The following is a 25,932-nucleotide window of genomic DNA, read 5'->3' on the forward strand; positions in this document are numbered from 1 at the left end:
GTCTCCATAAAAAATAGCCGTTCAGGATCTTCCCCTGAACGGCTATTTCTTATCCTTCTTGAATATGTGAAAAGCGTCGTTTAAATAAAACAATGAAGTAAGAAATGGTACATCCTACAGCACCAATAAAGAATGCCAACAAAACACCATTGTTCCATTGGATAAAACTAATATCTGTGGAAGATATCGCTGCTTTGAACCCTTGAACAGAATATGTCATCGGTAACCATTGATTAAAGATTTGCAAAGGTCTTGGGATTAATTCAAGTGGGAATGTTCCAGCACTTGTTGTTAACTGCAAGATAAGAACTAATATGGCCACAAAACGTCCACTATCACCCAGAACCGATACGAGCATTTGAACAATTGCTAAATACGTGAAACTGGTCATGATAGCGGTAGCTATAAACCAACCAAGATTGACTGGTTCCAGCCCTAAGCCGAATAGTAAAATGGCTACAGCCATCAATGCTTGTGCCACTCCTACAATACCTAGCACGACCATTTTACTTGTTGCCCATGCCCATCCACTTGTTGGTGGAATTGCTGATTGAACAAGTGGGAAAACAATAGAAATCATTAATGCACCCACAAATAGTCCAAGTGACAAGAAGTAAGGAGCAAATCCTGTTCCATAGTTCGGCACATGATTAATTGCAGATTTGGTTACGTCGACAGGAGAAGAAGCCATCTCAATTGTGCTATCTGTTGCGTTGACTTCATTCGCTTCAGTAGAAGCATCTGACATTTTATTTTGTAAAGTGGTTGTTCCTTGCGCAAGTTCCGCTGTTCCATCTACCAGCTGACTTGATCCATCTGCTAGTTCACCCGATTTCAAAGCAAGTTCAGATGTGCCTGAAGTTAGCTGTTCAGATCCTTGTACCAGTTCTTGTAAACCGCTAGAAAGTTTTTGGCTTCCAGAAGCACTACTAGCTAGCCCTTTTTGTAAATCACCTAACTTAGTCGTCAGCGTTTCACTTCCAGTTGCTAAGGATGAAGCTCCTTCATTTAATGTATTTGAAGACTGTGTTAATGTCTTCAGTCCTTTTGCTACTTCTTGATGGCCTGTTGCTAATTTTCCAGCTCCCGTTGAAGCTTGGCTCAAGCCACCGCTTAACTGTTCCGTTCCACCTTGGAGTGCACCTAATCCTTCAGAAACTTGTGAACTTCCTTGTTCCAGTTTTGCAAATGCACCTTTGAGAGCTACTTGCTGTTCTTCAGGTAAAGATGCTAAAATCGGCGCCATTTGTTGTGATAATGTCTCGATACCAGAAGTTACTTCAGATGCCCCTCCTGCTAATTGTCCAACTGATTGATTGGCAGTGGCTGCACCTTCTTGAAGTTGATTTAACGCGCCTACAAGTTGTAGCTCTTTTTCGTTTGCAGTAGCCATTCCAGACGATACTTGTGCAACTCCTTGTGTATATGAGGCAACTCCCTTTTGTAACTGACCAGCCCCAGAAGATACTTGACTAGAACCTTGTTGTATTTGTGTCGCCCCTGAAGACAGTTTGCCAAGTCCACTATTCAATTCACTCGCTCCATTTGATGCCTGTACAGTACCAGAAGCCAATTTAGTGGAACCATCTGCTAAATCGACAGAGCCGCTAGCTAATTGCTCTAAATATCCTTTTAAATCTGTTGCACCAGAAGATAACTTGTTTGCACCTTCTGTTAATTTCCCAGCACCGTCTGCTGCTTCACCGTAACCATCACCCATTTTCGAAATTGACGCAAAGAGATTTTCAGAGTAGCTTGCGACGACTTGTTTATTTACCTCCGAACGAATGCGCTCCATTGCGGAATCTCCAATTTGTGCTGATAAGAAATTAAAGCCTTCATTTGGTTTGTATTCAATCATTAATTTTTCAGGTTGTTCATCGAGAAGAGTTGTTGCGTGTTGTGAGAAATTTGAAGGGATTTCTATCACCATATAATAATCTTGATTTTCTAATGCTTCTTCACCTTGCTCTTTAGATACTTCTACAAAATGAAATTGTTTTGATTCGATGAGATTCTTTGTAACATCTTTCCCCACCGACAAGTGTTCTCCTTCCAATTCAGCTCCTGCATCTTCATTAACTATAGCCACTGGTAACTCACTCAACTGTTCATAAGGATCCCAGAAAGCCCACAAAAACATTCCTGCATATAAGACAGGGATGAAAAGAACTGCTAGTATCGGAATAAGTAATTTTTTGTTCTTGAAGATATTTAGAAATTCTTGTTTTATCATTAAAATTCCCTCCTAATAAGGTATTGTCAAAACTTATTGACTAAAACGTCCAATTGGTCATAATGCTCCAAAAAAAGAGTCTCACTTGATGAGACTGCGAAATATAGTATCGCGAAATACGTCTACAATCTTTTCTTCTGATAGGACGTGTTCATGCGTTACTTGCCAATCTACTGCAAAGGCCATATAGGCTTTAAATAATAAATATGCAACAAGTTCGACATCTACTTGTCTTATTTCTCCTTTAGCAATAGCTCGTTCGATGTGTTCTGCAATAAAGCCTACTATTTCTTGTTCTACTTTAACAAGAACTGCTTGAACGATCGGTGTTTGCATATCTTTTTCTTCAGCAATTAACTTAGATAGCAATGCATGACGCTCACGGAATTCCAGCATTTTCATTAATACAAGATGGGCATTTTCCTGGAACGAACACTGCCCAGAAATAATCGCATCTTTTTCTACTTTCATTTCATTTATCATTGTAAAGACGATTTCATGAAACAATTCTTCTTTATTGGAAAAAAACGTATAAATCGTTCCTTTACCAACATTCGCAAGCTTTGCTACTTGGTCCATCGTAGTCGCTTTATAGCCGAATAAAGAAAATGATTTTGTCGCAGCTTCTAAAATTTCTCGTCGCCGATTCATTAACCTCACCTCTCTTTAATAAAAATGACCAAAAAACCACTTCAGTCACTCAGTCATTATCATAATTGATATTACGTAAATTTGCAACAACAAATTAAAATGTATTAAAGATCTTCAATTAGTCTAATTATGTAATACGTCGTTATTACGGCAAATGCAGTTGCAATTACCGAACTAAAAAAACTCATCATTAAACTTCCTGATCCAAAACGATCAAAAATGATGAAACCTAGTAAGAAGTCATATATATAGATTAGAATAAAGAAAATTAAAAACTTCATGATATTGAACATCCACTTTTCATCTCTTCTCTGTTCAGTTTTCTCTTTCACTAACAAATATACACGATAAAACTTTTGTTCTAAAAATAAATCGATTTAATCAAATGCCTACTATTCCCTCGCAAATTCATGAAAGAGCTTGTAGATTACCACTTTTCAATCCCTCCATGTAACTCAATGTTGACGATATATTTAAGAGTTACCTGCCTAATCTCATATTCTCTCTTATACATATAATAAAAAAAACAAAAGGGTGTATGAAGTATGAAAGTTATCGTTACAGGGGGGGCAGGGTTCATAGGTTCCCATTTGGTTGATGCTCTCATTTTAAAAGGCGCAGAAGTTCATATCTTGGATAATCTCGTTGCGGGTCAACTAGTGAGTGTAAATCCGAAAGCAGAATTACATGAAGTCGATATCTGTAGTGAAGAAGCCAAGAGCATTATTTTACACGTTAAGCCAGATGCTGTTTTTCATTTAGCTGCCCAGGCAGACGTTGGAATGTCCGTTCAAAATCCAAAATACGATGCAGATGTAAATATAAAAGGCACAATCAATATTCTAGAAGCTAGTCGTGACGCAAGAGTTAAAAAATTTATATTTGCCTCTACATCAGCAGTTTACGGTAACTTAAAAAAAGAATTCCTTTCTGAAAACGAGACGACGATTCCGGCTTCCTATTACGGCTTATCCAAATTGACAGCGGAGTCATACATAAGGCTCTTCTACGAGCTTTATAGATTACCATATACAATATTGCGGTATGCAAACGTATATGGTCCAAGACAATTGCCAAAAGGTGAAGGTGGCGTTATCGCTGTCTTTTTAAATCGATTAAAAACTGATGGTACTTTAAGTGTCCATGGTGACGGTGAACAAACCAGGGATTTTATTTATGTGACGGACATTGTTGCTGCCAATATTGCGGCATTAGATCGAGGTGCACAACAAACCATTCAGATAAGTACATCGAAGAAAACATCCATCAATGATATTTTAAAACGTTTAGCAGTAATCCATGGCCAATGTATTCAAACTGTTTTTACAGCACCTCGAGAAGGTGATATTAAGCATAGCTGTCTTAATAATGAAAAAGCACAAAATGTACTTAACTGGCATCCAACTGTCGATATATTAAATGGATTAAATGAAACCTATGATTTTCATCAAAGAAATTCATAATGTTAAATTTTTTAAACTCCTCATATAGCTGCAATATAAATCCAACAGTTTGGGCTGGAAACCGATTATTCCTTTTGAAGATTCTTAGAAAGCAATCCTTGATTACTATAGAGAAATTGATTCTTCCTAAATATTTTTGAATCCTATAGTTGATTTTTAATTCTTGAAGTTTATTTCATATGAAAAGGGCAACTCCAAAGAGTCGCCCTTTTTCATATCATTTTTATTTTTTCACAAACAATTCTTCCAAAACTTCACTAACAGCGGCTTTCCCTTGATCGACACAATCCGGTAATCCAAGACCTTCATAAGAACTTCCTGCAAGCTTTATCATTGGGAAATGCTCCTGAATTTCTTTTTTCGCCTTAGCTACTCGGTCTTTATGTCCTACCACGTATTGGGGAGAAGCATTTTTCCATCTAGTAACCACTGAAAATAGAGGATTTTGATCAATATTAATTGTTTTGCGTAGATCTGAGAGAACCACTTTTTCGAGCTCGCTGTCGGATAAGCCCACTGCAGACTCATCACCTGCACGACCTACAAAACCTCGAAGCAACACATGACCTTCTGGTGTGGTAGTTGGCCATTTACGATGTGTCCACGTACAAGCAGTGATGGAATAATCACTGTTTCTCGACACTAAAAATCCAGTGCCTTCTTTTTCTTGTTTGACCGCTTCTTCTTTAAAAGCCATAGCGACAGTAGCTACTGAAGTAGCAGGCATGTCCCGAAAATCACTCATCAATCCATGCTCTTCAAATAATGAAAGAGCTGCGAAATGGGGCGTTGCAATAATCAATTGATCGAGAAGTATTTCTGATTCGTTGTTGAGGAACAGATTTACTTTATCCCCTACTCTTTCGAAACGTTCCACACGGACACCTTTCATCACCGAGTCAGGTTCAAGCTGTTCTTCTATTGCTTCCACTATTGTTTCTAAGCCATTTTTAAACGTACGGAAAATACCTTCTTTGGACTTTTGTACAGGTGGTTTTGGTGTAGTTTTTTTCGAACCGATAATCAAGCTACGATGTTCCTGTTCCAGCTTATAAAACTGGGGAAACGTTGCGTGGAGGCTCATTTTATCAATGTCTCCTGAATAGATTCCTGATAATAAAGGCTCAATTAAATTTTCAACAACTTCTCCTCCGAAACGTCTACGTAAAAATTGTCCAACCGATTGATCTCCATTAACAGAAGACTTAGGTAAAATAAAATCACAAGCTGCGCGCAATTTTCCGCTCCATGAGAACAATCCCGATGTGACGAAAGGCGATATTTGTGTAGGAATGCCCATGACAGACCCTCCAGGAATGGGGTGAAGACCATCATTGACGAGAATATATGCTTGGCCAGTTGCATTGCTTACAAGTTGGTCACTGATGCCAAGATCCTCGGCTAAAATGCCAAAGCTTTTCTTACGTGCCAAAAACGAGTCAGGTCCCCGTTCGATAACAAACCCGTCTTTGCGGACTGTCTGGATCTTTCCACCAAGACGATGTGACGCTTCAATCAAAACCACGTCAAGAGGATACCCTTTTTCTCTCGCTTCTTTCTGCAAGTAAAAAGCAGCCGCTAGTCCAGTAATTCCGCCACCTATTATTGCTACTTTTCGTTTTTCTCGAGACACAGTCATCATCACTTTCGATTTCAGTTTACTTATTTTTCACTTAAATATTTTAATACAACGTCAGACATGGCATCGATAAATAATGGCTGCGTATTTGGCATTTCAGGTCGGTAGTAATTAGCACCGATTTCATCCGTTACTACTTTACACTCATAGTCATTGTCAAACAGCACTTCTAAGTGATCTGTTACAAATCCAACGGGTGTATAAACGAATGTATTATAGCCTTTTTGTTCGTGTAATTCACGAGTTAAATCTTGTACGTCCGGTCCAATCCAAGGCTCTGGAGTTTGCCCAGCACTTTGCCAACCAACTTCATAGTTTTCTACACCTGCAGCTTGCGCTATTAAATCAGCTGTTTCTTTTAATTGGTTTGGATATGGATCGCCATTTGCGATTATTTTTTCTGGTAATGAATGTGCAGAAACAATTAAGCATGCTTCAGCACGTTCTTCCGTTGACATCGAGTTAAACGTTTCAGATACTTTTTCTGTCCAATACTGGATGAATTTCGGTTCATCGTACCAACTTTCAACAGAAGTAATTTGAAGACCGCCTAATTTTTCTGCGGTTTCTTTCGCACGTCCATTATAAGATTTAACTGAGAATGTAGAAAAATGAGGTGCTAATACAATTGAAACTGCTTCTGTGATTTCGTCTTTATGCATTTGCTCAACTGCATCTTCTACAAATGGTTCAATATGTTTTAAGCCGATATATAATTTAAATTCGATCTCATCTTGAACTTCATTCAACCGGTCGCGAAGGGCTGCCGCTTGATCTTCTGTTATTTTAGCTAATGGAGAAATTCCACCGATAGCACGGTAGCGATCTCTTAATTCAGTTAAAGCTTCGGGACTTGGCGGACGGCCATGACGAATATGAGTATAATAACGTTCTAAATCTTCTTCCTTGTATGGCGTACCATAAGCCATGACAAGCAGTCCCATCGTTTTCTTAGACAACTTCATCACCTCATTCAATTATTTACAACATTCATTTTGCTCTGTTCAATTTATTCATGCGAACATAAACGACTTATGAATGTGCTTTTATTTGTTTACGGCTATAATCATGTACAAATTCAGTCAATCGTTTTAAGATATCCGGGTTTACTTCTGGGAATACACCGTGACCTAAATTAAAAATGTGCGAAGGATGTGCGAGACCTTGATCAACGATATCTTTTGCACGTTCCTCAATTACCGACCAATCAGCAAGTAATAGTGACGGATCCAAATTACCTTGAAGTGTTTTCGTTAAGCCCATTGCACGAGCATCTTTGATCGATAAACGCCAATCTAAACCTACAACGTCTACAGGAAGGTCATGCCATTCTTTGGCTAAGTGACTTGCACCTACACCAAATGTCGTTACGGGAACACCTAACTCTTGAATCGCAGTAAAGATACGTGTCATTACCGGTTTAATGAAGATACGATAATCTTCAATATTCAAAGCACCTACCCAAGAATCAAAAATTTGGATAGCTTTTGCTCCAGCATCAACTTGAGCTTTTGTATAGACAATGATCATATCTGCAAGCTTGTCCATTAATGCAAACCAAGCTTTTGGTTCAGATACCATAAATGCTTTTGTTTTATTGTAATTTTTTGAAGGACCGCCTTCAATCATGTAGCTTGCAAGTGTAAACGGAGCTCCTGAGAAACCAATTAACGGTACATTCAGTTGTTCTTGTGTCAAAATTTTAATCGTTTCTAAAACGAATGGGATATGATCCTGTGGGGAAAGCTCTCCAAGTTTCTCAACATCTTGAACTGTTCGTATTGGATTTGAGATAACAGGACCTATACCTGATTTGATTTTCACATCAACACCGATTCCTGGAAGTGGTGTTACGATGTCTTTGTATAGAATCGCTGCATCTACATTGTAATTTTCAACAGGTAAACGAGTAACATACGCGCAAAGTTCCGGTTGATGTGTGATTTCTTCTAATGAATACTTCTCTTTAATTTTTCGGTATTCCGGTTGTGAACGTCCTGCTTGACGCATATACCATACAGGTGTGTGATCAACTTTCTCGCCTCGTGCAGCACGTAGAAATGTATCATTAAACTTTGTCATGATTTTCTTTCCTGCCCTTCAATTTCACATTTTTGTTGTCGCCCTTTTATATTCGTTCTAAATATAGACGTTCTCTACACTATTGTATAGATTTCAGGTGCAAATGTCATAGAATTGTCTAGAATAGAAGACACTCTTTTGACAAAGGTTTGTTTCGAGCTTTTTGATTTGGGGAAGATTATACTGTACATATAGATACGGAGGGAAAAACATGAACATTTATTTAACTTCTGGTACAACTGAATTCATGAATTCTTTAAGAGAAAAACATGCCACAGAACAGATGGTTGTTCTTCACGGCGAAGGTAACGCAGTTCTCCTTCACGAAACAACTGGGCAAACTGTTTTTCAAACACCTCGAAAATACGAAGTCATTGACTCGTCTGGTGAATTAAGTGATCAAGGCTTTTTCGTCTTAAATAACATTCCAGTAACTGATGAAGGGCGTCCAATATTTGAACATCGTTTTAGTAATCGCGCACGTGCAATTGAAAATGAACCTGGATTTATTGCGATTCGCGTATTACGTCCTGTCGGTTCTGATACGTACGTCATTTTGACAGAGTGGACTGGACCAAGTTCATTTGAAGCTTGGCAAACATCTCAAGCCTATAACAAAGCCCACGAAAAACGTGGAACTGATGAAGGCATCGACAAACGCCCTAATATTTTCTCTAGCGCTTCATATGTTACGAAGTATACGACCGCTAAGAAGAATGACTAATCTTTATGATTGTGAAAACGCCAATTCCTATTAAGGAGTTGGCGCTTTTATTTGCTAGGTTAAAATTCGGAGGAATTTTCTAGGGAAATATGTCATTTTGTACAACCTGTATCCTCACTTCGTCAACCTGGAGCATCACTCCGTCAACCAGCACTGTGACTGAGTCACTTATTGAGACAAATCCTATATAGGCAAAAAGAAAAGAGAGTCAGCTCATGCCAACCCTCTTCTTACATATTTGCCATTAGTCGTTTGGCAATTTGTTGATACTCATCTGGTCCAATTCCTGGAGCGAATTCTTCAGGAAGATCTTCGAGGTCTGGAATTTCTGCTCCTTTAGGTGCGCCATCTTTAACGATTAGTGGCTGCCCGTTGCTCGGATTTTCGCCTTTCCAGATAGAGCGAATATCTTTATATTGTCCTTCATCATTCCATGTAAATAAGACGTTTCCTAAACCTTGATCTTCAAACTTTCGCGCGTGATCAAATGCACGATTATCTAAACTTGGAATTGGGAGCATCTTTGTTATATCGACTCCGGTAGCCATTTCAATTGCCCTTGCATATGCAAGTACGTGTGTACCGCCCCGTACAAGTAAATAACCAATCATTTCTCTGGCAGTTTCGTGACTTGTCATTTCATAGACGCGCATCTTATGAGTCCTCGCGCCACATTCCAAGAAGAAATTGTGTAATAAATCCAATACTAGATTACCACTGGAAAATACATAATCCCCACGCCATGGGTTACCCATTGAATCACCGGTCAAAGAGGTTTGTGCCGTTGCGATAAATGCATACGTATTTCGTTTGTCTTTTCCATTTTGCAATGGAGATAAATCTGGATCACCAGCAAACGTAGTCCCTTTTTGCAATAAATTAATGGTATTAGATACCAACTCTACATGCCCAAACTCTTCCGCTGTAATGCTTGCAACAAGATCATAAAACGGCTTAAATTTTGTTTTTTGACGAAAATTAAAGGATTGATACATATAGTTATTCAATGTAGACATTTCACCAAATTTTCCGCCTAGCAATTCTTGTACCGCAGCAGCGGCATTCGCATCCCCGTATTCAGGTATCGGAAGGTCAATCGCCAATCTATTCATACGTTTAATCATGGAATTTCCTCTTCTCATATTTAATCACCTTAGGGAATTAAACCCTTATCGTTATGTGTATGACTGTGATAAAGAGAATATGTTGCTTTAATGTTTATGAGAAAGCCGGTGACACCCATATGATTTGTTGAGTACGTATAAAAAATGGAGTTTTATTCTTTTCGACCACAATATGATCTGGCAACACTTGACTAAGTACTCCTTGCACTGCACTATTATTTGATAACTGAACAACAATATTTTTTCCAATAATTGACGTTAATGTTTGATACACATACGGATCGTAACTGCTGACGTACTCCACCGATTGCTGTGGTTGACCATTCATTAAATTCACACTCCTTCCAATCAATAGTCATAGTGTATGGAAGAAGAAGTTTTATTGTGAATGCAGGTAATTCATAATTAAAGTTGGATTTTATTCATTCGAAATAGGTCTCTATTTCTGCTATTTCTTCAATTCACTCGCACGAGATACTAAAAAATTTCTCATATACTTTTCCAAAAACAACTTATCGGCTAGTTGTCCGATGATGCCAAAAGGAGATTTATATTCAAAAATATCCTTCATAATCGTTCCGTAGCCATTCTCAATAAATTCGTGTGTATGCGTAAAAGAATGAAAAGCACCTTTTACCATGACGTCAGTAAATGACTTTGGTTCTTCTATCTCCGAAATCTTGGCTGTTAATCTTTGTTTCACTCCAAAGTGAATCGCCTCCCAAGTGACTTTATCACCCTTCTTCAAAAATCCCTCTGTAGTGCCATCGACTGCTCGTTCTTTCGTTTGAGATGTTGTCTTCGTATGGATTTCTACGTTGCGAGCAAAATCGAAACATACTTCGACTGGTGATTCTATGTAAGTTTCGATTATTATGATTGGCACCATGAAACACTCCTTTTTACGAAGAAAATAGCAATTTTCTACTATCCAATTTCATACGTTAATCAATAGGTCTCTCGCTAAGTGTTTTGTTCTCCGTTTAAAGTCGAATTTTGCTCAGTTTTGTGAAACTATGAAACTTCAATTGTTCTGCAGTATCCGTAATGTTATAATAACAAACATTCAAACTATTTCGACATTCGAAAGGAGCTTATTATGAAAAATCAATTATTCGAAAAACTGGATACTGCTTTTGAGGAAATGCAAATCATTCGCCGATATCTACATATGCATCCAGAAGTTTCTTTCCAAGAAACCAATACAGCAAAATATATTCAAGATTTTTATGCTGAACTAGGTATTGATTTCACTCCAAATGTTGGTGGAAATGGTGTAGTTGCTCGTGTAAAAGGTGCACTACCCGGCAAAACTGTGGCTTTACGAGCAGACTTTGATGCATTACCCATCCAAGATGAAAAAGAAGTTGAGTACAAATCGACGATCCCAGGTGTTATGCATGCATGTGGTCACGATGGTCATACCGCTACGTTATTGGTTCTAGGAAGAACATTGCATGAAATGCGTGAACAACTATCTGGTGAGTATGTTCTTATACATCAACATGCTGAAGAGTATGCCCCAGGTGGAGCTAAACCGATGATAGAAGCCGGATGTTTAGAAGGTGTCGATGCGATTTTTGGAACTCATTTATGGTCATTGACTCCTGCTGGGACGATTGAATATCGCGTTGGGCCAGTAATGGCTGCGGCAGATCGATTCGAAATCACCATTCAAGGACGTGGCGGACATGGAGCAAGCCCCCACCAAACTAAAGATTCAATCGTCATTGGTGCTCAACTCGTCACAAACTTACAACAAATCGTATCTCGTCGCGTAAATCCCGTGGAATCAGCTGTATTGTCTGTTGGTTCATTCGTTGCTCACAACGCATTTAACGTAATCGCAGATTCGGCGAAGTTAATCGGCACAGTTCGCACATTCAACCCCGAAGTGCGTGACTTAATTGAAAAAGAAATGGAACGTGTTATACAAGGTACGTGTCTTATGAATGATTGCACATATGAATTCTTATTCGAACGCGGATATAACGCTGTCGTTAACCATGAAACTGAAACACAGTTCCTAAAAGAAGTAGCAGAACAAATACCCGGTGTTAGCGATGTTCTTGAATCTGACCAACACATGGGCGGTGAAGATTTTGCTTATTACTTAGAAAAGGTTCCAGGCACTTTCTTCTTCACTGGGGCTCAGCCAAAAGGTGAAGTATTCCCACATCATCATCCGAAGTTTGATTTTGACGAAGGCGCTATGTTAATCGCAGCAAAAACGCTAGGAGCAGCAGTTGTAGATTATCAAGAAGTAAAATAATAAGTTTGCCCGACACCTTTTATCAGGTGTCGGGTTTTCTTTTTGTAACCTATTATCGAAATGGATATAAAGAGCCTTTAAGGATGACTTCATTAATAACAGGTTACTTTAAAATGAGCTATCTTTATCAGGAGAATGATTGACCATTGACCCATAATTCGAATAATCGAGGGTTATAGGCATATTATTAAAAAACAACTGTGTAATCGGAGGCTCAGAATGAGAAGGTCTAATAAAGGAGTATTGCTGCTAGGTTTCGCATTATTTTGTATTGTCGTCTTGGTTATTATCCTATCGTCCCTAACATCTGAATCTGACCAGGACCTTTACCTCCGTGATGTACAGGAGGTTGAAACCGTCACTAGTAAAATGATTGATGCAAACTTTCAACAGGAGCTCATTACTAAATTAAAAGATGAAGGATATAAACCTACCGGGAGTATTGCTTACACGATTTTTAGTATGGATAAAAAAGAAATCACGATTGTTTTACATGGAATCGATACAAGCCGAAAAAAAGCTGAAAAATATATTGAGCAACTAACAAATCAACTTTCTACTTCTTTAGGTTTAGGTACGTTTAAAGTAAAAGTTGTAGAAGATAAGGACTAGGATCCAAAGAAATACCAATTACCTATTGGAAAGGATGTATACATGGACTTGCCAGTTTCAGTTGGCTACAAATCACTTCAAAAACAAACGCCAAAAGTTAACGTTTATTATCCATTCGTAATAGGTTTGGCCAATCATCAGGCTGAATTAACGATAAACTCAACCATTGTTTCTACATTAAATAAAACAATGATTGAGCTTGGGTATCATGATTCAAACCTTCAAGAGATGGTTGGAGAATTTGAAATCAAAACAAATGAAAGGAACATATTTAGTTTGACTCTAACTGTGTATTCGTTCACAGGTGGCGCACACGGCATGACCATAGTTAAATCCCTATCGTTTGATGTAACAACAGGGAAACAGTACGAATTAAAGGACTTATTCAAACCAGATAGTGATTACGTCACGGCTTTATCGTCAATTATTCAACAGAAAATTAAAGATTGGGAAATCCAACTTCTTGGTGAATTCACTAAAATTAGACCCGATCAAGATTTCTACCTTGCTGACCATTCCCTGGTTATTTATTTCCAACTCTATGAAATCACGCCCTACGTTTGGGGATTCCCATATTTCCCTATTCCCATCCTCGACATTCAAGATATCATTCAGCCAAATGGGCCGCTTGAAAAATTATTACCTTTTTGATTTATTAAGAACAACTTCAATTCACATGCTTAACGCTCAAATAATAATGGTCTCATACCCCTGAATCTATAGGGTTATGAGACCATTTACTATTTTCATTATTATTTACTCATCCGTAAGGTAATCTCACTTACAATCAATACAACGATAGGCAATGCGTATAAACTTGCTTGTTCCACACCAACAATCACTAAAGTCACTAGCACAATCAAAGCTTGTAAAACTTGAACCACTCGCACTAGTTTTAAAATACCATTGTTTCTTGCATTTTCTGCAATTGGGAAAAGCATATCCATCCGGAATTCACTAGATGCTGACAGTGCTTGTTTGATTTGAATCGCAGAAGCAAATGCTAACGCTCCAACAAAAATCATCACAACAATAGGAATGTCAATAAATGCTGCACCTATAGCTGACAGTAAAGTTAATCGTAACCATAAGTAAAACGTATCATCAGTACGAACGAAGGTTCTGAATACTAAATAGTCTTGAGCATTCTTCTGATGACTTGGCACTAATCGGTACAATCCATTAAGCCATGGGCGACGGTGAATGCTTCCTTGTATATGAGGTACATCCGTAAAATAATTAGCAAAGCGATAGAAACGTAACATCCGATTTTGTTCCATTTTCACGAAGTGCTCATATGGGAAAGGTTGTCCTTTCAGTTGACGGCTCCAGGAAATAAAATAAAATACAATAGGTATAATTAGTAACAACAAATACAATGGATTCATTGTAAAGGCACTAGCAAGTACAGCGATAGAAATAAATGCACGTACAATGCGATCTCCCCATACCCCTTGCCCTCGGTTCGCCCATCTGAATGCAAACTCTACTTGCACGTTCCACCATTTCAATAGCAACATAATGATAAATACAAGACCTAATGTTTTAGGCTGAATTTTACTCACTTGGCTCAATAACGGAATTGCGACGATAAATGGCACAATTACGATAAAAAGTTGTGACCAGAACGTCCAAGACAATGCCTTTTTCATATACGTCATTAATTTCGTTTCAAGTGGAAGTAAATACACTTGGTCTGGTTCACGTATCAATGTTGTTGGCATACTAAATGAAAGTAAAACTCCAATAACAGTTGCTACCAACCAAGTACCTGGAAAATCACTTGGTACTGTTTTTAACCATTCACTATATTGATAACCACCTGCTCCAAGTACGAACACTACGACAATAGCAAGATGACCAGTGAAAACATATTTTAAGTATTTTTGAAGTTCGTTTACGTAATGAAGAAACCGTTTACGCCAGACGTCATGTAGGTTCTTCATTGTCTCGCTCCTTAGTCATCGCGATGTACAAGTCATCGAGAGTAGCTAGTGGCATGTTAAATGCAACTCGTAAATCTTTCATTGTCCCTTGCGCTCGAATTCGACCGTTGTGCAATAACAAAATGCGGTCACAATACCGTTCTGCTGTAGATAAAATATGTGTAGACATAAGAACGGAAGCACCCGTTTGTTTCTTTTCATTCATTTGATCCAGCAACGATTGAATCCCGAGAGGGTCCAGCCCGACGAAAGGTTCATCAATAATATATAAGGAAGGATTCACTAAGAATGCACACATAATCATCACTTTTTGACGCATTCCTTTAGAAAAGTGTGATGGAAACCAATTTAAACGTTTTTCCATTCGAAATTCTTTTAATAGTACTTCGGACCGAGCGGCTAATGTTGCTTCATCCAAACCATACGCCATAGCTGTAAGTTCCAAATGTTCCTTTAAGGTTAATTCGTCATACAATACAGGTGTTTCAGGAATATATGAAAACGAAGAACGATACGCATCCATGTCTTCTTCCATCGTCACTTTGTTTAAACGAATTTCTCCGTCTCTTGGATTCATTAATCCAATAATGTGCTTAATTGTTGTGCTTTTCCCTGCCCCATTCAGTCCTATAAGACCGACTAATTCTCCGGGTGCTATTGAAAAAGATAAATCATGAATGATTGGTTTACGAGTATAGCCACCTGTAACTCCACTTACTTCTAATACGTTCATCAAATGCACCCCTTTTATTCTATATCTTAACAAAAAAATAACGAATTAGCTTTTCACTAGTCACTTCCATTTATGATAAACTTAGGACCATATCATGAAAGGACGTGACCGCAATGAATGATTGTTTGTTTTGTAAAATTGTAGACGGTTCGATTCCAAGTACTAAAGTGTATGAAGATGAACATGTGTTAGCCTTTATGGATATTATGCCCCTTACAAAAGGCCATACATTATTAATTCCAAAAAAACATCATGAAAACGTCTATGACATGTCCTCTGAAGTAGCGGGACAATTATTTTCCGTTGTGCCGAAAATTGCTAATTCGCTTAAAGCTTCATTCCAACCTGTTGGCTTAAATTTACTGAATAACAACGGTGCTCCTGCTGGACAAAGTGTTTTCCATTTTCATCTTCATTTTATACCGAGATATGATCAAACAGATGGTTTTAAAGCTTCATGGCAAACAAAAGAAAAACAGTATACGAGCGAAATGTTTGCAGAGTATGCTGAACAAATCCGATTAAATCTAAGCAAGTAATCTTGCATTTATCGCTATTAAACTGTAACATGAAATATAAGTTTCTCGCTGTCGATCACAGGATACCTCAGGAGAATCCAAAAATTACATTAGAATAGTTGAGGAGAGATGAGAAAATGAATACAAAAAATTTAGTGTTAATGTCCCTACTGGTTAGTGTAGGAGCAGCATTGTACTTAGTAATCCCAGGTTTTAATGGTGGGATGAAACCAGACTTTATGTTAACGATGATGTTTATTGGGATTCTACTTTTCCCTAAAGTATCACATGTCTTTCTATTAGCAATTACTACCGGCGTTATATCTGGGCTGTTTTCTACTTTCCCAGCAGGATTTATTCCTAACGTCGTCGATAAATTCATTACCGCATTTGTATTTTTTGCAGTAGTTGTGGCGTTGAAACATTTAACGACAAAACTTCCTGTTGCAGTAGCACTTACAGCAGTTGGCACATTCTTATCAGGCGTTATTTTCTTGTCCGTTGCGATTTTTGTACTCGGTGTAGAAATTCCTTTATCGTTTGGGTTCCTTGTTACAACGGTAGTCTTACCAACAGTTGCATTAAATTCCATCGCATTTGTCTTTATTTTCCCGATTGTAACTCAATTGGTGAAAAGATCGAAATTTAAAACAGCTCTTTCAAACTAAATATATAAGTGGTCTGCCATTCTCGGCAGGCCATTTTTTTTACCTCACTTCCGAATTCGAATGGCGTTTTCTTATTCGCTCGTTAAAAGGCTAGTCGTCACCTAGATTGCCGTTTCAATTTCCGATTTTTCTTGTTACAAGCACCCACTCGCACCTAAGTTTGGGCCCACAGGATGTGGGTCATGAAGGCTTTGCGAAATTTCTTAGCACTGCATTTTGCGACGAGTAACCGCAGGAGCACCTCGACGTCGCGGTCTTAGCCTTCGAACCTTAAAACTCATTCATAAACGAGTTTTGACTCTTTTCTTCCAAGGCACTTTGACGACCTAGAATAGCGCTTTTTGCATTTCGTGTTGTCTTAGCTTGTCCAACATGTTTTAATTAATTGAAATGAAGGAATAGTATACATATATATGAAGGGAGTGCTTCTAAAATGAAAGCATCTACATTTTTTATTGGTTTAGTAACAGGTGTTGTTGCAGGATCAGCAGCTGCCTTATTCTCTACTCCTCAATCTGGTAGCGAATTACGATCTAATGTCAAAACTGCATCTTCAGATTGGAAAGAAAAATTATCTCAAGTGAAATTTCAAATAAGTGATTTAAAACAATCTATTGCCCGCTTATCAAAAGAAACGAAAACAGAAATTCCACAAACGATTGATGAATTAAAACAGTCTGTTCAATTGTGGCAGAATCAAACCGAGCCAATACAAGAAAATTTGCAAAATGAAATTTCTTCAATTCAAATGGCTATGGAAGAATTAGAAAAATCGATAGCTAAATATCAAAAAAACCCTTCGCCTATTAACTGAAGGTAAATCTCTGTCCTACATTTATTTGTAGGACTTTTTTTTTTGATAATCTGCTTCAACACACATAGTCAGCAAAATAATGTAAAGCTATTATTGGATGATTTATAAAAATTATTATTGTCATCATAATATTTCAAAAATTCCAACTATGCAGGACTTTACTTTATTGCTATAATGATAGAAAATGATTTTCGCGGAAGAAGGTGGCGACATGTCTGAACAAATGTACACAATGAAAGAGGCAATGCTCTACAGCCAGCGGATTGCACAGCTGTCGAAAGCACTTTGGAAAGCAGTGGAAAAAGATTGGCAGCAGTGGATAAAACCTTATAATTTGAATATTAATGAACATCATATTTTATGGATTTCTTATCATTTAAAAGGTGCTTCTATTTCAGATGTAGCAAAATTTGGTGTAATGCATGTGTCTACTGCATTTAATTTTTCAAAAAAATTAGAAGAACGAGGACTTTTATCTTTTTCAAAACGTGAAGCTGATAAACGAAATACATATGTCGAACTTACAGAACAAGGCCAAGAGTTATTGATGAATATGATTGAACACTACCATGACTCCCAACATTCCGTAATTGAAGGTTCTCTTCCTCTTAAAGACTTGTACGGGAGATTTCCAGAATTTATGGAAGTAATGGCTGTAATTCGTAATATTTACGGTGATGACTTCATGGGGATATTTGAACACTCATTCAAAAACATAGATAAAAGCTTCGATGAAAAGATTGATAATATCAGACCAACAGTGAGGTAAAACTAAGTAATCTAAATGGATGAAAACGCTGTCTAAAATGTAATATTAGTAGACTTGCTTTTTTACCCAAAACATCGTAATGTATGTATCTGCAAGCATATTATTTTATTATAGGAGATGCATACATTGCACTGCTGGAAAACCATTAACGTAAAAAAACAATACGGCTTCGATCGTATTTTCATGTTGTCATTGTTACTTGTCCTTGCCGTATTTTCATTTTTCTATGTAGTAATTGAAATATTAAACGATAATCCCCTTTCTGATGATAGATTTACAATTTTTCTACTAAGTTTTATTTTATTATATCCGACACATAAAGCTATTCATTACCTACCATTGATTCGTTATCGTAATCGAATTCATTTTTCTGTAAAAACACAATTTGGTATTATTCCAATTTTATCTATTCGTGTTAAAGAACCGGTTCCAAAAACACTTTTCTTATTCGCTTTACTTGCTCCATTTTTTATCATTAACACCATTTTAATTACGGGTGCATTTACGTTTCCGGAATTTGGACATTACTTTACAGTGCTGCTTTCATACCATTGTGGTCTTTGTCTAATTGATTTGTTATATATTAAGAATCTTGCTCGGTCACCGAAAAAAGCGTTGATTGAAGAAACGGAAACTGGATATGAAATATTAGTCCCTCCTACTATCTAGTCAGTTTACTGTTCTTTTTCTCGTGATTTTGATATGATTGTGTAGATTGGCAGAGGGGAGGAATAAGCGTGATTATCACAATAGTAGTGCTATTCTCGATAGTGTATTTATTCCAAATAAACCGCATGACCTATGCGTTATGTGCACAACGAGAAATTCCTGAAGAAAAGCAAAATAAGATTTTCAGAACAATAAATGTATTGGTAACGATTTTACTTGTTTCCTTTTACGTAGAAATTTTATTTACAGCATAAAAAAGTCCATTCGCCTGAACTAGGCAAATGGACTTTTTCTTTTTACCAGTAAGAATCTAGGTAAAAAAGCCTTTATTGGAGGCTTTATAGTTGGTTTCAAGCACTAAAATAGCACTCTCCACTCTTTTTCATTAGCACAAGAACGCTGCACCAACGATAATTAATAAGATAAATAGAACTACAATTAACGCAAAGCCAGATTGATCATGATGTCCACCACTCACTTCGCACACCCCCTCTCTCTTTGTTAGAGTATGCTCCTTTGATTGTCTTTCGTAGGCAAATATGGGAACCATTTTTGTTTTTTCTTCGTTTATGTTATAGTAAACACTGCATCAAGAAGAGAAGTTAGGAGAGATTTCCCATGAAAAAATCCGTATTAACATTAACTTTAGCAGCATCAGTTTTAGCTTTATCAGCTTGTAGCGGTGACTCTGCATCTGATGATTCACCTGCAATTGTCACTTCTAAAGCTGGCGATATTTCAAAAAATGAATTATATGAAGAAATGAAACAGTCTGTTGGTAAACAAGCACTTCAAGTATTAATTATCGAAAAAGTCTTAGCTTCAGAATATGAAGTTTCAGACAAAGAAGTAAAGGCTCAATTTGACAAAGAGAAAAAAGAAATGGGCGAAGGCTTTGCTCAATACCTTGAACAACAAGGTCAAACTGAAGAAGGCTATAAAAAGTATATCCGTTTGAATTTATTGCAAGAAAAAGCTTTGACTGAAGGCATTAAAGTTACAGATAAAGAAGTTGAAGCTCAATATAAAAACATGCAAACAGAGTTAAATGCACGTCATGTTTTAGTTGCTGACGAAGCAACAGCTAAAGAAGTTAAAACTAAGCTTGAAAAAGGCGCAGACTTTGCTGAAGTAGCAAAAAAATATTCTACTGAGCAAGCTGCACAAGAATCAGGTGGCGAACTTGGTTGGTTCACACCAGATAAAATGGTAAAAGAATTTTCTGATGCTGCGTTGGCTTTAGAAAAGAATACTATTAGTGAGCCTGTGAAATCGGAATTCGGATTCCACATCATTGAAGTTACAGACAAACGTGAAAAAGATATTGGCACGTTAGAAGAAAATAAAGCTGAAATTACGAAAACTCTAAAAGTACAAAAAGCAGATACTAGTTCATTACTTCCGAAAGTATCGAAATTAATGAAAGAAGCTGACATCAAGATCAAGGATGAAGATTTGAAAGGCGCAATCGATCAAATTTTAAACCCTGAACCAGCAGAACCAGCTGCAGCTGAATAAAAGATTACACATTAAAGGCGCTCCCATAAATGGGAGCGCCTTTTAGTTATTATTTTGATAAGGTATGTGCGCTGTTACGCTTTTCTTACTGTCTAGCTCCCCGGGGCAGGCCGCACCTAAGCTTGGGGCCACAGGACGTGGGTCATGAAGGCTTTGCGAAATTTCTTAACACTGAATTTTGCGACGAGTAACCGCAGGAGCACCACGAAGTCACGAACTTAGCCTTCCTTCCATTTCAATCGGGAACAAGTTCCCGTTTCGAATCTTCCAGCGCCGGTGTCGCCCTAAAATGCCCCGTCACGCTATTCTTACTCAAATGTTGGTTTATAGAATGAACGATTTTCGAGCGGGAATAGTCGCTCTGAGAACTCACCAGGATTCGTTTTATTTAATGCGCGGTCTAGCATGTTCATTTTCGCATCAATATTATCGATGTAGTGAAGCATTTCCGCTTCACGTAGCATTGGTCTTTTGGGGCTTCCCCATTCTTCTTTACCATGATGAGATAGCACCATATGTTGAAGAAGCATGACCTCTTCTCCTTCAATTTGCAATTCTTCTGCAGCTTTTGAAATTTCATTTACCATAATTGTAATATGACCCAGTAAATTCCCTTCAATCGTATAAGAAGTAGCAATAGGTCCAGATAACTCCGTTACTTTACCAACATCATGTAAAATGATGCCTGCATATAGTAAATCTTTATTTAGTGATGGATACAACTCACATAAAGACTTCCCTAGTTTCAACATCGATACAACATGATCAATTAATCCCGAAACGTAGTCATGGTGATTTTTAGTAGCTGCTGGATAAGTCATGATGGCTGCCTGATGTTTTTTCAACAAGTGTCGAGTAATTCGTTGAATGGCGGGATTTTTCATTTCGAAGAAAAATTGCATTAATTCCTCAAACAATACTTCTTTCGGCTTTTCAGCAGATGGTACTAAATCCGCTAGCGAAATTCCCTCTTCTTCTTTTACGACACGAATACTCTTAATTCGCAACTGGTTCTTCCCTCTATAGTGTTGAATTTCACCGCCTACTCGGACAATTGCCTCTGCATGATATAACGTTTCATGTTCTTCCGTTGTGTCCCAAAGCTTTGCTTCAATATCTCCACTCTTATCCTGTAAAATGAGTGTCATAAATTTATTGCCAGTAGTAGTAAATGCTTTGGTAGATTGTTTAATTAATAGAAAGTGGTCTACAGCTTCTCCCACGGCTAATTCTGTAACGCGTTTCATATCGATGGCACACTCCTTTCGTTTTGCAATGCTGCGACATCAATGATGTGCGCTTGCGGCCAAATTGTTGTCATATCTTCATGACATGTAAAGTATAAGAACTGATGATTGTTTTCTAAATCTGTCATTAATTGTACCATTTGTTTCACTCGAAAACGATCGAAATGGACAAATGGATCATCCATTACGATTGGAAGTGGTATCGTGTTTACTAGAGATTCCGACAATGCAAAGCGCAATGAAATATACGCTTGTTCTTTGGTCGCTTGGCTAAGTTCGGCAATTCGATAACGTATACCTTGTGGATTAACAGCTTCAAAAATCCCATCCTCATTTACCTCAAGCGAATCGTAGCGCCCATTCGTTAATTGGTTGAAGAATTCTTGTGCTGTATCAAGAACAAATGGAAGTCGCTTCTCTTTTAAGTTATACATAGTTTGATTGATGGCTTCAGTTATTGCCTTATTGACAGACCATTTGTGAGCGAGTTCTGCGAGTTCTGCTTTCTTTTGTTCAAATTGTTGAAGAGACTGACCATAACCTTCATCACTTAACATAGAATTTGTTTGCTGTCTCAGCGATGCTTTTTCCTCCAACAATTCATGGCGAATCTTAAGAAAATCATTTGATTTCGCACTAAGTTCTTCTGAGGATAAATGCTGTTGTTGTTCGTCATCAATTGCTAAATGAAATTCTCCAATCGAATCTAACTGTGCTTTTATAGCTCGTAAATCATGGTGTAGAGATTGTTTTTCTCTAAATTCACTATCGGCCTGATAGAAAGCAGATTCATCGCTAACTTGAGCTTCATTCCAGAGCAATTGAACTTCATTTGACTGAATCTCAAATAATTGTTGTTTCTCTGTCAATTGCGATACCCATTCTTTTTGTTTTATTTGCGCATTTTCTTGCTCTTTTTGGTCCTCTTTTAGAGAATTGGCAACATCCCTTAATGACCTATATGCTGATTCTACAGAAAGCGATTTGCCCGTAACATCTTTCATAATTCTAAGTCGTTCATGAATTTGATCACCCATCGATTGAAACTCCAGTGATTTCCGAGAAATTAGATGGTGAATTTCTTGAATTTGGCGAATCCGCTTAAAGAGTTCAGGAAACATTTGCGGCTGTAATAAACCATCAAATCCATGGAGTCTAAGAAATTGGCTTAGTGATTCTTTGGCTTCACTATGATTCTGATTAGCAGCTAATAAGTTTTGCTCAATTTTTGTACTCATTTGTTGTTTATCTCGTCGTTGCTCAATAAGCTGCAAAAGTCGATCGTTATATAATCTTACTTGTTCCGCTAGCTGTTCAGTCTTTGACAGCTGTTGTTCCAGTGACACTATTTCTTCACTATAGTCTTTTGTATGTTTTTCAGATTTAGGTTGATTCATGCTCTTTATTAGACCAAATATTATTCCGGTTAATAGAATGCCTCCAATAGCGATTCTCCAATCCCCAAAAGAAATAGCTCCAATAAGAGAAGTAAGTAAGATAAGCGCACTTACAATAAATTGCGTATTTTTCTTCTGAGTTGTTGGCTCTTTCTCAATTTGCTGACGCGCTTTTAATTCTGCCAATTGCCGAATCGAATTTTGTAGTTTTCCAACCTCTTGCTCATCTGCTTCACTTGGTGCTGATTCCTTAAGCTGGTTTAGTTTCCTTACACTTTCTTCACTTTCAATTTGCAAACGTTCCAGACTTTGCATCTCAAAACGAATACTTTCTTCTGCTTGTTGCAACCGGAGCATGACTTGTTGGAAGTACTCTTCTTTTTGAAGAGACACATCCATTGCCATTACCAGATTAAAATGATTTTCATCCTGAATGCCGAGCAAACGAGCTTGTTGTTCTATGTCGAGTTTCAATTGCTCTAACTCATTTGATAACTGTTGCTTGCGAAGATTCCAATGATGCCACTCTGTTTCTTTTGACAACAAATCATCTATTTCTTTTAATCCTTTAGAATTGTGTATGCCATTTGATTGTTGCTCAACTTGTAAAATAGCTTGTTGAAGTTGTTCTATTTGAATGTGGAGCTCTTGTACACGAACTTTTAATGTTTCATATCGTCGAATTCCTTCTGAAGGAAATGATTGTTGATTTATTGCAAAAAGCTTTGTTTCTAGTTGTATTTGCTGTTCGAGTAAAGGTTTTGCTTGTCGGTACTTTGCATATTGCTCGTTGCTTTTTTGAAGTAAACGCTCTTCAATTTTCAAGGAGTCCAGTTGCTGGTCTATTTCGGAGATTCGCAAAATTGCGGGCTCATACTGGTCAAGTTTCATTCTAGCTTCTTTTAATGTTTGCTCGAGTCTTCGAATTTCTTCAATTTTCACGTTCATTTCCGGAATTTTCCCCGACTTTTTAAATAAAGAATTCATTTCTTTTATCGCACGTTGCTCCAGTTTTGTAATAGCATCCACTCCAGTAGTGCCCGATGCGAGGAGTGTTCTGCTTAATTCTTCTTCTGTCATTTTGTCAAAGTGTTGTAATTGATGAATGGAAAACGAGAAAATCGACTCAAACGAAATGCGATCATAGCGATAAAGCACTTTTTTCAAAGCTTCTTCTTCACCTCTTGTCCCGTCCTCAAAGTATAGGGTTACGTCACCTGCAGACTTCCCTTTAACACGTTCAATAACAACTTTTCCGAATTCTGTATGAGTAATATGCACTTGTCCACCGTGCCTACCTCCACCCTTTGGTTCGTATCTAAGCAACCCTTGATTTCGAAGTGGGAACCCAAACAGTACTGATAACAAGAACTGCTGAATGGTTGTCTTACCTGCTTCATTCCACCCAAAAAATACATTAATACCATCTTTAAGTTCAATCGTAGTATCTTCGTGTTGGCCAAAACCATAAATCACAAGCTTGTCTATGCGCATATTAGGTTTTTCACTCCTTTACTACAAGCTCTTTTTGTAACAATGCACTGGCTTTTCTTCCAATAGTCTTATAGTCTTCTTCTGTTAATGGTTCCATGAATCGACTCAACCTAGGGTGTTGATAAACATCACTAACGATTTCTTTCCATTCTTTTGTGTTCCAATTATCCATTACTGAAATCACATTTTCTGTTAGTCCACTCGATTCCATTTCAAAAGTTTCTGAAGTTTCAAATGAAATTGACTGCACCCAAATTAAAGGGTCTCTCATTTCTTGGGTTTCTCGCACCATTGAAAGCCACTCATCCATGGGTGTACCGTCAAGCATTGCTAACGTATTCGCATCAACCTCGGTTAATTTCACTTCTAACACGCCCGCTCCATAATTGTTACGGAATTGATTAATAACTTCTTCAATAGCTTCAAACCATTCATTGGCATGGACGATATCTTTACAAGAACATGTAACTTGTTCGTAAATAATTGCAGATGTAGGAATGAATGTTAGCTGTGCGTTTCCTTTTGTAAGTGTAACGTCATAAAAACCTTTTGGGCCTTTTTCATTCCGATGACGACTTTGAATGTTGCCTGAATAAACAATTGGTGGTTCCATATGTAAAACTTGCTGTTTATGAATATGACCAAGTGCCCAGTAATCATAATTTTTACTAATAAGTTCGTCTTTAGTGAAGGGTGCATAGACGTCATGTGTTTTATCTCCAGCCAAACTTCCGTGCAACATGCCAATGTGAATCGCATCGTTATTGTTTGCCTCTGAATAAGAAGAAATCATAGACTCTTTAACATGACGTTCTTTATAGCTAAACCCACTTATGTAAACGTCTTGTTGTTGAATACGAATATGGACCTGTTCTGTTTTCTTTTGAAACACATGTACATTTGAAGGAAGTTGAAAGCGAGTCCATTTGCCACCAAGATGATCATGATTACCATGACAAATAAACACCGGAATTTGATGATTATTTAATTCTTCCATTCCTTGTTGAAACTTATGTTGTGCTCGTAAGCTACGGTCTTCCCCATCGTATATATCTCCTACGATAAGGATGAAATCCGGTTTTTCATGGACAGCAGATTGAATAAGTGTTTGGAAAGCATTGAACGTACTATCCCGAAGAGTTTTTAATTGATGCTCTGGCATCGACGTAATTCCTTTAAATGGACTGTCAAGATGCAAGTCGGCTACATGAAAAAAGCGAATGGATGTCATATGGGACCCTCCTTCAATAATCGAATACTTGTTCTTATTTTATCATTTGAACGGGTAAATTACTATCTTATGGAAGTATTATGATAAACACTCTTAATAGGGTAGATCGTTCTTATCAAATGTTA

The 25,932-nt window shown here is 37.6% G+C and carries 27 protein-coding genes; 12 read left to right on the forward strand and 15 right to left on the reverse strand.

What is annotated here, in order from left to right:
* Window positions 1–49: 49 nt before the first annotated feature.
* The 3 genes from C8K15_RS04430 to C8K15_RS04440 all read right to left on the reverse strand — a co-directional run bounded on the left by C8K15_RS04430 (window position 50) and on the right by C8K15_RS04440 (window position 3,168).
* Complete coding sequence (locus C8K15_RS04430) at window positions 50–2,236, reverse strand: YhgE/Pip domain-containing protein (RefSeq protein WP_108585225.1); 2,187 nt, start codon at window positions 2,234–2,236, stop codon at window positions 50–52.
* An 81-nt stretch (window positions 2,237–2,317) separates the two neighbouring features.
* A complete protein-coding gene (locus C8K15_RS04435) occupies window positions 2,318–2,887 on the reverse strand; it encodes a TetR/AcrR family transcriptional regulator (RefSeq protein WP_108585226.1) in 570 nt (189 codons plus the stop codon).
* A gap of 104 nt (window positions 2,888–2,991) precedes the next feature.
* Entirely contained in the window at window positions 2,992–3,168 is a 177-nt protein-coding gene (locus C8K15_RS04440) for a hypothetical protein (protein WP_233260374.1), read from the reverse strand.
* 264 nt (window positions 3,169–3,432) lie between these two features.
* On the opposite strand from C8K15_RS04440, the gene C8K15_RS04445 reads away from it, so the two are divergent.
* Window positions 3,433–4,350: an NAD-dependent epimerase/dehydratase family protein gene (locus C8K15_RS04445; protein WP_108585228.1), complete on the forward strand. Its 918-nt coding sequence runs from the start codon at window positions 3,433–3,435 to the stop codon at window positions 4,348–4,350.
* A gap of 223 nt (window positions 4,351–4,573) precedes the next feature.
* On the opposite strand, the gene hemY is transcribed toward C8K15_RS04445, so the two are convergent.
* The 3 genes from hemY to hemE form a co-directional block, all read right to left on the reverse strand.
* Window positions 4,574–5,983, reverse strand: coding sequence for a protoporphyrinogen oxidase (gene hemY, locus C8K15_RS04450; protein WP_108585229.1), 1,410 nt, complete (start codon window positions 5,981–5,983; stop codon window positions 4,574–4,576).
* A 29-nt stretch (window positions 5,984–6,012) separates the two neighbouring features.
* Window positions 6,013–6,948, reverse strand: coding sequence for a ferrochelatase (gene hemH / locus C8K15_RS04455; protein ID WP_108585230.1), 936 nt, complete (start codon window positions 6,946–6,948; stop codon window positions 6,013–6,015).
* Between the two features lie 73 nt (window positions 6,949–7,021).
* Window positions 7,022–8,071: a uroporphyrinogen decarboxylase gene (gene hemE, locus C8K15_RS04460; protein ID WP_108585231.1), complete on the reverse strand. Its 1,050-nt coding sequence runs from the start codon at window positions 8,069–8,071 to the stop codon at window positions 7,022–7,024.
* Between the two features lie 211 nt (window positions 8,072–8,282).
* Here hemE and C8K15_RS04465 point away from each other — a divergent pair, with 211 nt between their 5' ends.
* A complete protein-coding gene (locus tag C8K15_RS04465; RefSeq protein ID WP_108585232.1) occupies window positions 8,283–8,795 on the forward strand; it encodes an antibiotic biosynthesis monooxygenase family protein in 513 nt (170 codons plus the stop codon).
* A gap of 230 nt (window positions 8,796–9,025) precedes the next feature.
* Here C8K15_RS04465 and C8K15_RS04470 read toward each other — a convergent pair whose 3' ends face one another.
* The 3 genes from C8K15_RS04470 to C8K15_RS04480 form a co-directional block, all read right to left on the reverse strand.
* The gene (locus C8K15_RS04470; protein WP_108585233.1) at window positions 9,026–9,919 is read right to left on the reverse strand and encodes a manganese catalase family protein; all 894 of its coding nucleotides are present in this window, start codon (window positions 9,917–9,919) and stop codon (window positions 9,026–9,028) included.
* Between the two features lie 94 nt (window positions 9,920–10,013).
* The gene (locus C8K15_RS04475) at window positions 10,014–10,247 is read right to left on the reverse strand and encodes a YuzF family protein (protein ID WP_108585234.1); all 234 of its coding nucleotides are present in this window, start codon (window positions 10,245–10,247) and stop codon (window positions 10,014–10,016) included.
* A 120-nt stretch (window positions 10,248–10,367) separates the two neighbouring features.
* Window positions 10,368–10,808: an SRPBCC family protein gene (locus C8K15_RS04480; protein WP_369973705.1), complete on the reverse strand. Its 441-nt coding sequence runs from the start codon at window positions 10,806–10,808 to the stop codon at window positions 10,368–10,370.
* Between the two features lie 210 nt (window positions 10,809–11,018).
* On the opposite strand from C8K15_RS04480, the gene C8K15_RS04485 reads away from it, so the two are divergent.
* The 3 genes from C8K15_RS04485 (at window position 11,019) to C8K15_RS04495 (ending at window position 13,454) form a co-directional block, all read left to right on the forward strand.
* Window positions 11,019–12,191: a M20 family metallopeptidase gene (locus tag C8K15_RS04485; protein WP_108585235.1), complete on the forward strand. Its 1,173-nt coding sequence runs from the start codon at window positions 11,019–11,021 to the stop codon at window positions 12,189–12,191.
* A gap of 219 nt (window positions 12,192–12,410) precedes the next feature.
* Window positions 12,411–12,803 carry an SPOR domain-containing protein gene (locus C8K15_RS04490; protein WP_108585236.1) on the forward strand — a complete coding sequence of 131 codons (393 nt, stop codon included), beginning with the start codon at window positions 12,411–12,413 and terminating at the stop codon, window positions 12,801–12,803.
* Window positions 12,804–12,845: 42 nt separating this feature from the next.
* Complete coding sequence (locus C8K15_RS04495) at window positions 12,846–13,454, forward strand: DUF3298 and DUF4163 domain-containing protein (protein ID WP_108585237.1); 609 nt, start codon at window positions 12,846–12,848, stop codon at window positions 13,452–13,454.
* 101 nt (window positions 13,455–13,555) lie between these two features.
* On the opposite strand, the gene C8K15_RS04500 is transcribed toward C8K15_RS04495, so the two are convergent.
* Both C8K15_RS04500 and C8K15_RS04505 read right to left on the reverse strand, forming a co-directional pair.
* On the reverse strand, window positions 13,556–14,749 hold the full coding sequence (locus C8K15_RS04500; RefSeq protein ID WP_108585238.1) for an ABC transporter permease: 1,194 nt from the start codon (window positions 14,747–14,749) through the stop codon (window positions 13,556–13,558).
* Window positions 14,733–15,482, reverse strand: coding sequence for an ABC transporter ATP-binding protein (locus C8K15_RS04505; RefSeq protein WP_108585239.1), 750 nt, complete (start codon window positions 15,480–15,482; stop codon window positions 14,733–14,735). Before C8K15_RS04505 ends, C8K15_RS04500 begins: the two co-directional genes overlap by 17 nt.
* Before the next feature lie 113 nt (window positions 15,483–15,595).
* On the opposite strand from C8K15_RS04505, the gene C8K15_RS04510 reads away from it, so the two are divergent.
* The 6 genes from C8K15_RS04510 to C8K15_RS04535 all read left to right on the forward strand — a co-directional run bounded on the left by C8K15_RS04510 (window position 15,596) and on the right by C8K15_RS04535 (window position 19,174).
* Window positions 15,596–16,021 (forward strand): HIT family protein, encoded by a 426-nt coding sequence (locus C8K15_RS04510; RefSeq protein ID WP_108585240.1) that lies wholly within the window; start codon window positions 15,596–15,598, stop codon window positions 16,019–16,021.
* A 116-nt stretch (window positions 16,022–16,137) separates the two neighbouring features.
* A complete protein-coding gene (locus C8K15_RS04515; protein ID WP_108585241.1) occupies window positions 16,138–16,668 on the forward strand; it encodes a tryptophan transporter in 531 nt (176 codons plus the stop codon).
* A 433-nt stretch (window positions 16,669–17,101) separates the two neighbouring features.
* Window positions 17,102–17,482 carry a YtxH domain-containing protein gene (locus C8K15_RS04520; RefSeq protein ID WP_108585242.1) on the forward strand — a complete coding sequence of 127 codons (381 nt, stop codon included), beginning with the start codon at window positions 17,102–17,104 and terminating at the stop codon, window positions 17,480–17,482.
* A 211-nt stretch (window positions 17,483–17,693) separates the two neighbouring features.
* Entirely contained in the window at window positions 17,694–18,251 is a 558-nt protein-coding gene (locus C8K15_RS04525) for an HTH-type transcriptional regulator Hpr (RefSeq protein WP_108585243.1), read from the forward strand.
* Between the two features lie 126 nt (window positions 18,252–18,377).
* Window positions 18,378–18,920 (forward strand): DUF3267 domain-containing protein, encoded by a 543-nt coding sequence (locus C8K15_RS04530; protein WP_108585244.1) that lies wholly within the window; start codon window positions 18,378–18,380, stop codon window positions 18,918–18,920.
* Window positions 18,921–18,988: 68 nt separating this feature from the next.
* Complete coding sequence (locus C8K15_RS04535) at window positions 18,989–19,174, forward strand: hypothetical protein (RefSeq protein ID WP_108585245.1); 186 nt, start codon at window positions 18,989–18,991, stop codon at window positions 19,172–19,174.
* Between the two features lie 131 nt (window positions 19,175–19,305).
* Here C8K15_RS04535 and C8K15_RS04540 read toward each other — a convergent pair whose 3' ends face one another.
* Window positions 19,306–19,398 (reverse strand): YjcZ family sporulation protein, encoded by a 93-nt coding sequence (locus C8K15_RS04540; RefSeq protein ID WP_108585246.1) that lies wholly within the window; start codon window positions 19,396–19,398, stop codon window positions 19,306–19,308.
* A gap of 140 nt (window positions 19,399–19,538) precedes the next feature.
* Between C8K15_RS04540 and C8K15_RS04545 the strand changes: the two genes are divergently transcribed.
* Window positions 19,539–20,438, forward strand: coding sequence for a peptidylprolyl isomerase (locus C8K15_RS04545; RefSeq protein WP_108585247.1), 900 nt, complete (start codon window positions 19,539–19,541; stop codon window positions 20,436–20,438).
* A gap of 308 nt (window positions 20,439–20,746) precedes the next feature.
* Here C8K15_RS04545 and yhaM read toward each other — a convergent pair whose 3' ends face one another.
* From yhaM to C8K15_RS04560, 3 genes are read right to left on the reverse strand one after another with little or no spacing between them, the layout of a single operon-like run.
* Window positions 20,747–21,685 carry a 3'-5' exoribonuclease YhaM gene (gene yhaM, locus C8K15_RS04550; RefSeq protein WP_108585248.1) on the reverse strand — a complete coding sequence of 313 codons (939 nt, stop codon included), beginning with the start codon at window positions 21,683–21,685 and terminating at the stop codon, window positions 20,747–20,749.
* Window positions 21,682–24,576 (reverse strand): ATP-binding protein, encoded by a 2,895-nt coding sequence (locus C8K15_RS04555; protein ID WP_108585249.1) that lies wholly within the window; start codon window positions 24,574–24,576, stop codon window positions 21,682–21,684. Before C8K15_RS04555 ends, yhaM begins: the two co-directional genes overlap by 4 nt.
* 10 nt (window positions 24,577–24,586) lie before the next feature.
* On the reverse strand, window positions 24,587–25,807 hold the full coding sequence (locus C8K15_RS04560; protein ID WP_108585250.1) for a metallophosphoesterase family protein: 1,221 nt from the start codon (window positions 25,805–25,807) through the stop codon (window positions 24,587–24,589).
* Window positions 25,808–25,932 lie beyond the last annotated feature (125 nt).

Source organism: Paenisporosarcina sp. OV554, assembly GCF_003058165.1.
Lineage (GTDB): Bacteria > Bacillota > Bacilli > Bacillales_A > Planococcaceae > Paenisporosarcina.

Bases quoted from the DNA above. Each gene is read 5' to 3' on its own strand.
- C8K15_RS04430 (WP_108585225.1), bottom strand. From the start codon at position 2,236: ATGATAAAACAAGAATTTCTAAATATCTTCAAGAACAAAAAATTACTT.
- C8K15_RS04435 (WP_108585226.1), bottom strand. From the start codon at position 2,887: ATGAATCGGCGACGAGAAATTTTAGAAGCTGCGACAAAATCATTTTCT.
- C8K15_RS04440 (WP_233260374.1), bottom strand. From the start codon at position 3,168: ATGAAGTTTTTAATTTTCTTTATTCTAATCTATATATATGACTTCTTA.
- C8K15_RS04445 (WP_108585228.1), top strand. From the start codon at position 3,433: ATGAAAGTTATCGTTACAGGGGGGGCAGGGTTCATAGGTTCCCATTTG.
- hemE (WP_108585231.1), bottom strand. From the start codon at position 8,071: ATGACAAAGTTTAATGATACATTTCTACGTGCTGCACGAGGCGAGAAA.
- C8K15_RS04465 (WP_108585232.1), top strand. From the start codon at position 8,283: ATGAACATTTATTTAACTTCTGGTACAACTGAATTCATGAATTCTTTA.
- C8K15_RS04470 (WP_108585233.1), bottom strand. From the start codon at position 9,919: ATGATTAAACGTATGAATAGATTGGCGATTGACCTTCCGATACCTGAA.
- C8K15_RS04475 (WP_108585234.1), bottom strand. From the start codon at position 10,247: ATGAATGGTCAACCACAGCAATCGGTGGAGTACGTCAGCAGTTACGAT.
- C8K15_RS04480 (WP_369973705.1), bottom strand. From the start codon at position 10,808: ATGGTGCCAATCATAATAATCGAAACTTACATAGAATCACCAGTCGAA.
- C8K15_RS04485 (WP_108585235.1), top strand. From the start codon at position 11,019: ATGAAAAATCAATTATTCGAAAAACTGGATACTGCTTTTGAGGAAATG.
- C8K15_RS04490 (WP_108585236.1), top strand. From the start codon at position 12,411: ATGAGAAGGTCTAATAAAGGAGTATTGCTGCTAGGTTTCGCATTATTT.
- C8K15_RS04495 (WP_108585237.1), top strand. From the start codon at position 12,846: ATGGACTTGCCAGTTTCAGTTGGCTACAAATCACTTCAAAAACAAACG.
- C8K15_RS04500 (WP_108585238.1), bottom strand. From the start codon at position 14,749: ATGAAGAACCTACATGACGTCTGGCGTAAACGGTTTCTTCATTACGTA.
- C8K15_RS04505 (WP_108585239.1), bottom strand. From the start codon at position 15,482: ATGAACGTATTAGAAGTAAGTGGAGTTACAGGTGGCTATACTCGTAAA.
- C8K15_RS04510 (WP_108585240.1), top strand. From the start codon at position 15,596: ATGAATGATTGTTTGTTTTGTAAAATTGTAGACGGTTCGATTCCAAGT.
- C8K15_RS04515 (WP_108585241.1), top strand. From the start codon at position 16,138: ATGAATACAAAAAATTTAGTGTTAATGTCCCTACTGGTTAGTGTAGGA.
- C8K15_RS04520 (WP_108585242.1), top strand. From the start codon at position 17,102: ATGAAAGCATCTACATTTTTTATTGGTTTAGTAACAGGTGTTGTTGCA.
- C8K15_RS04525 (WP_108585243.1), top strand. From the start codon at position 17,694: ATGTCTGAACAAATGTACACAATGAAAGAGGCAATGCTCTACAGCCAG.
- C8K15_RS04545 (WP_108585247.1), top strand. From the start codon at position 19,539: ATGAAAAAATCCGTATTAACATTAACTTTAGCAGCATCAGTTTTAGCT.
- yhaM (WP_108585248.1), bottom strand. From the start codon at position 21,685: ATGAAACGCGTTACAGAATTAGCCGTGGGAGAAGCTGTAGACCACTTT.
- C8K15_RS04555 (WP_108585249.1), bottom strand. From the start codon at position 24,576: ATGCGCATAGACAAGCTTGTGATTTATGGTTTTGGCCAACACGAAGAT.
- C8K15_RS04560 (WP_108585250.1), bottom strand. From the start codon at position 25,807: ATGACATCCATTCGCTTTTTTCATGTAGCCGACTTGCATCTTGACAGT.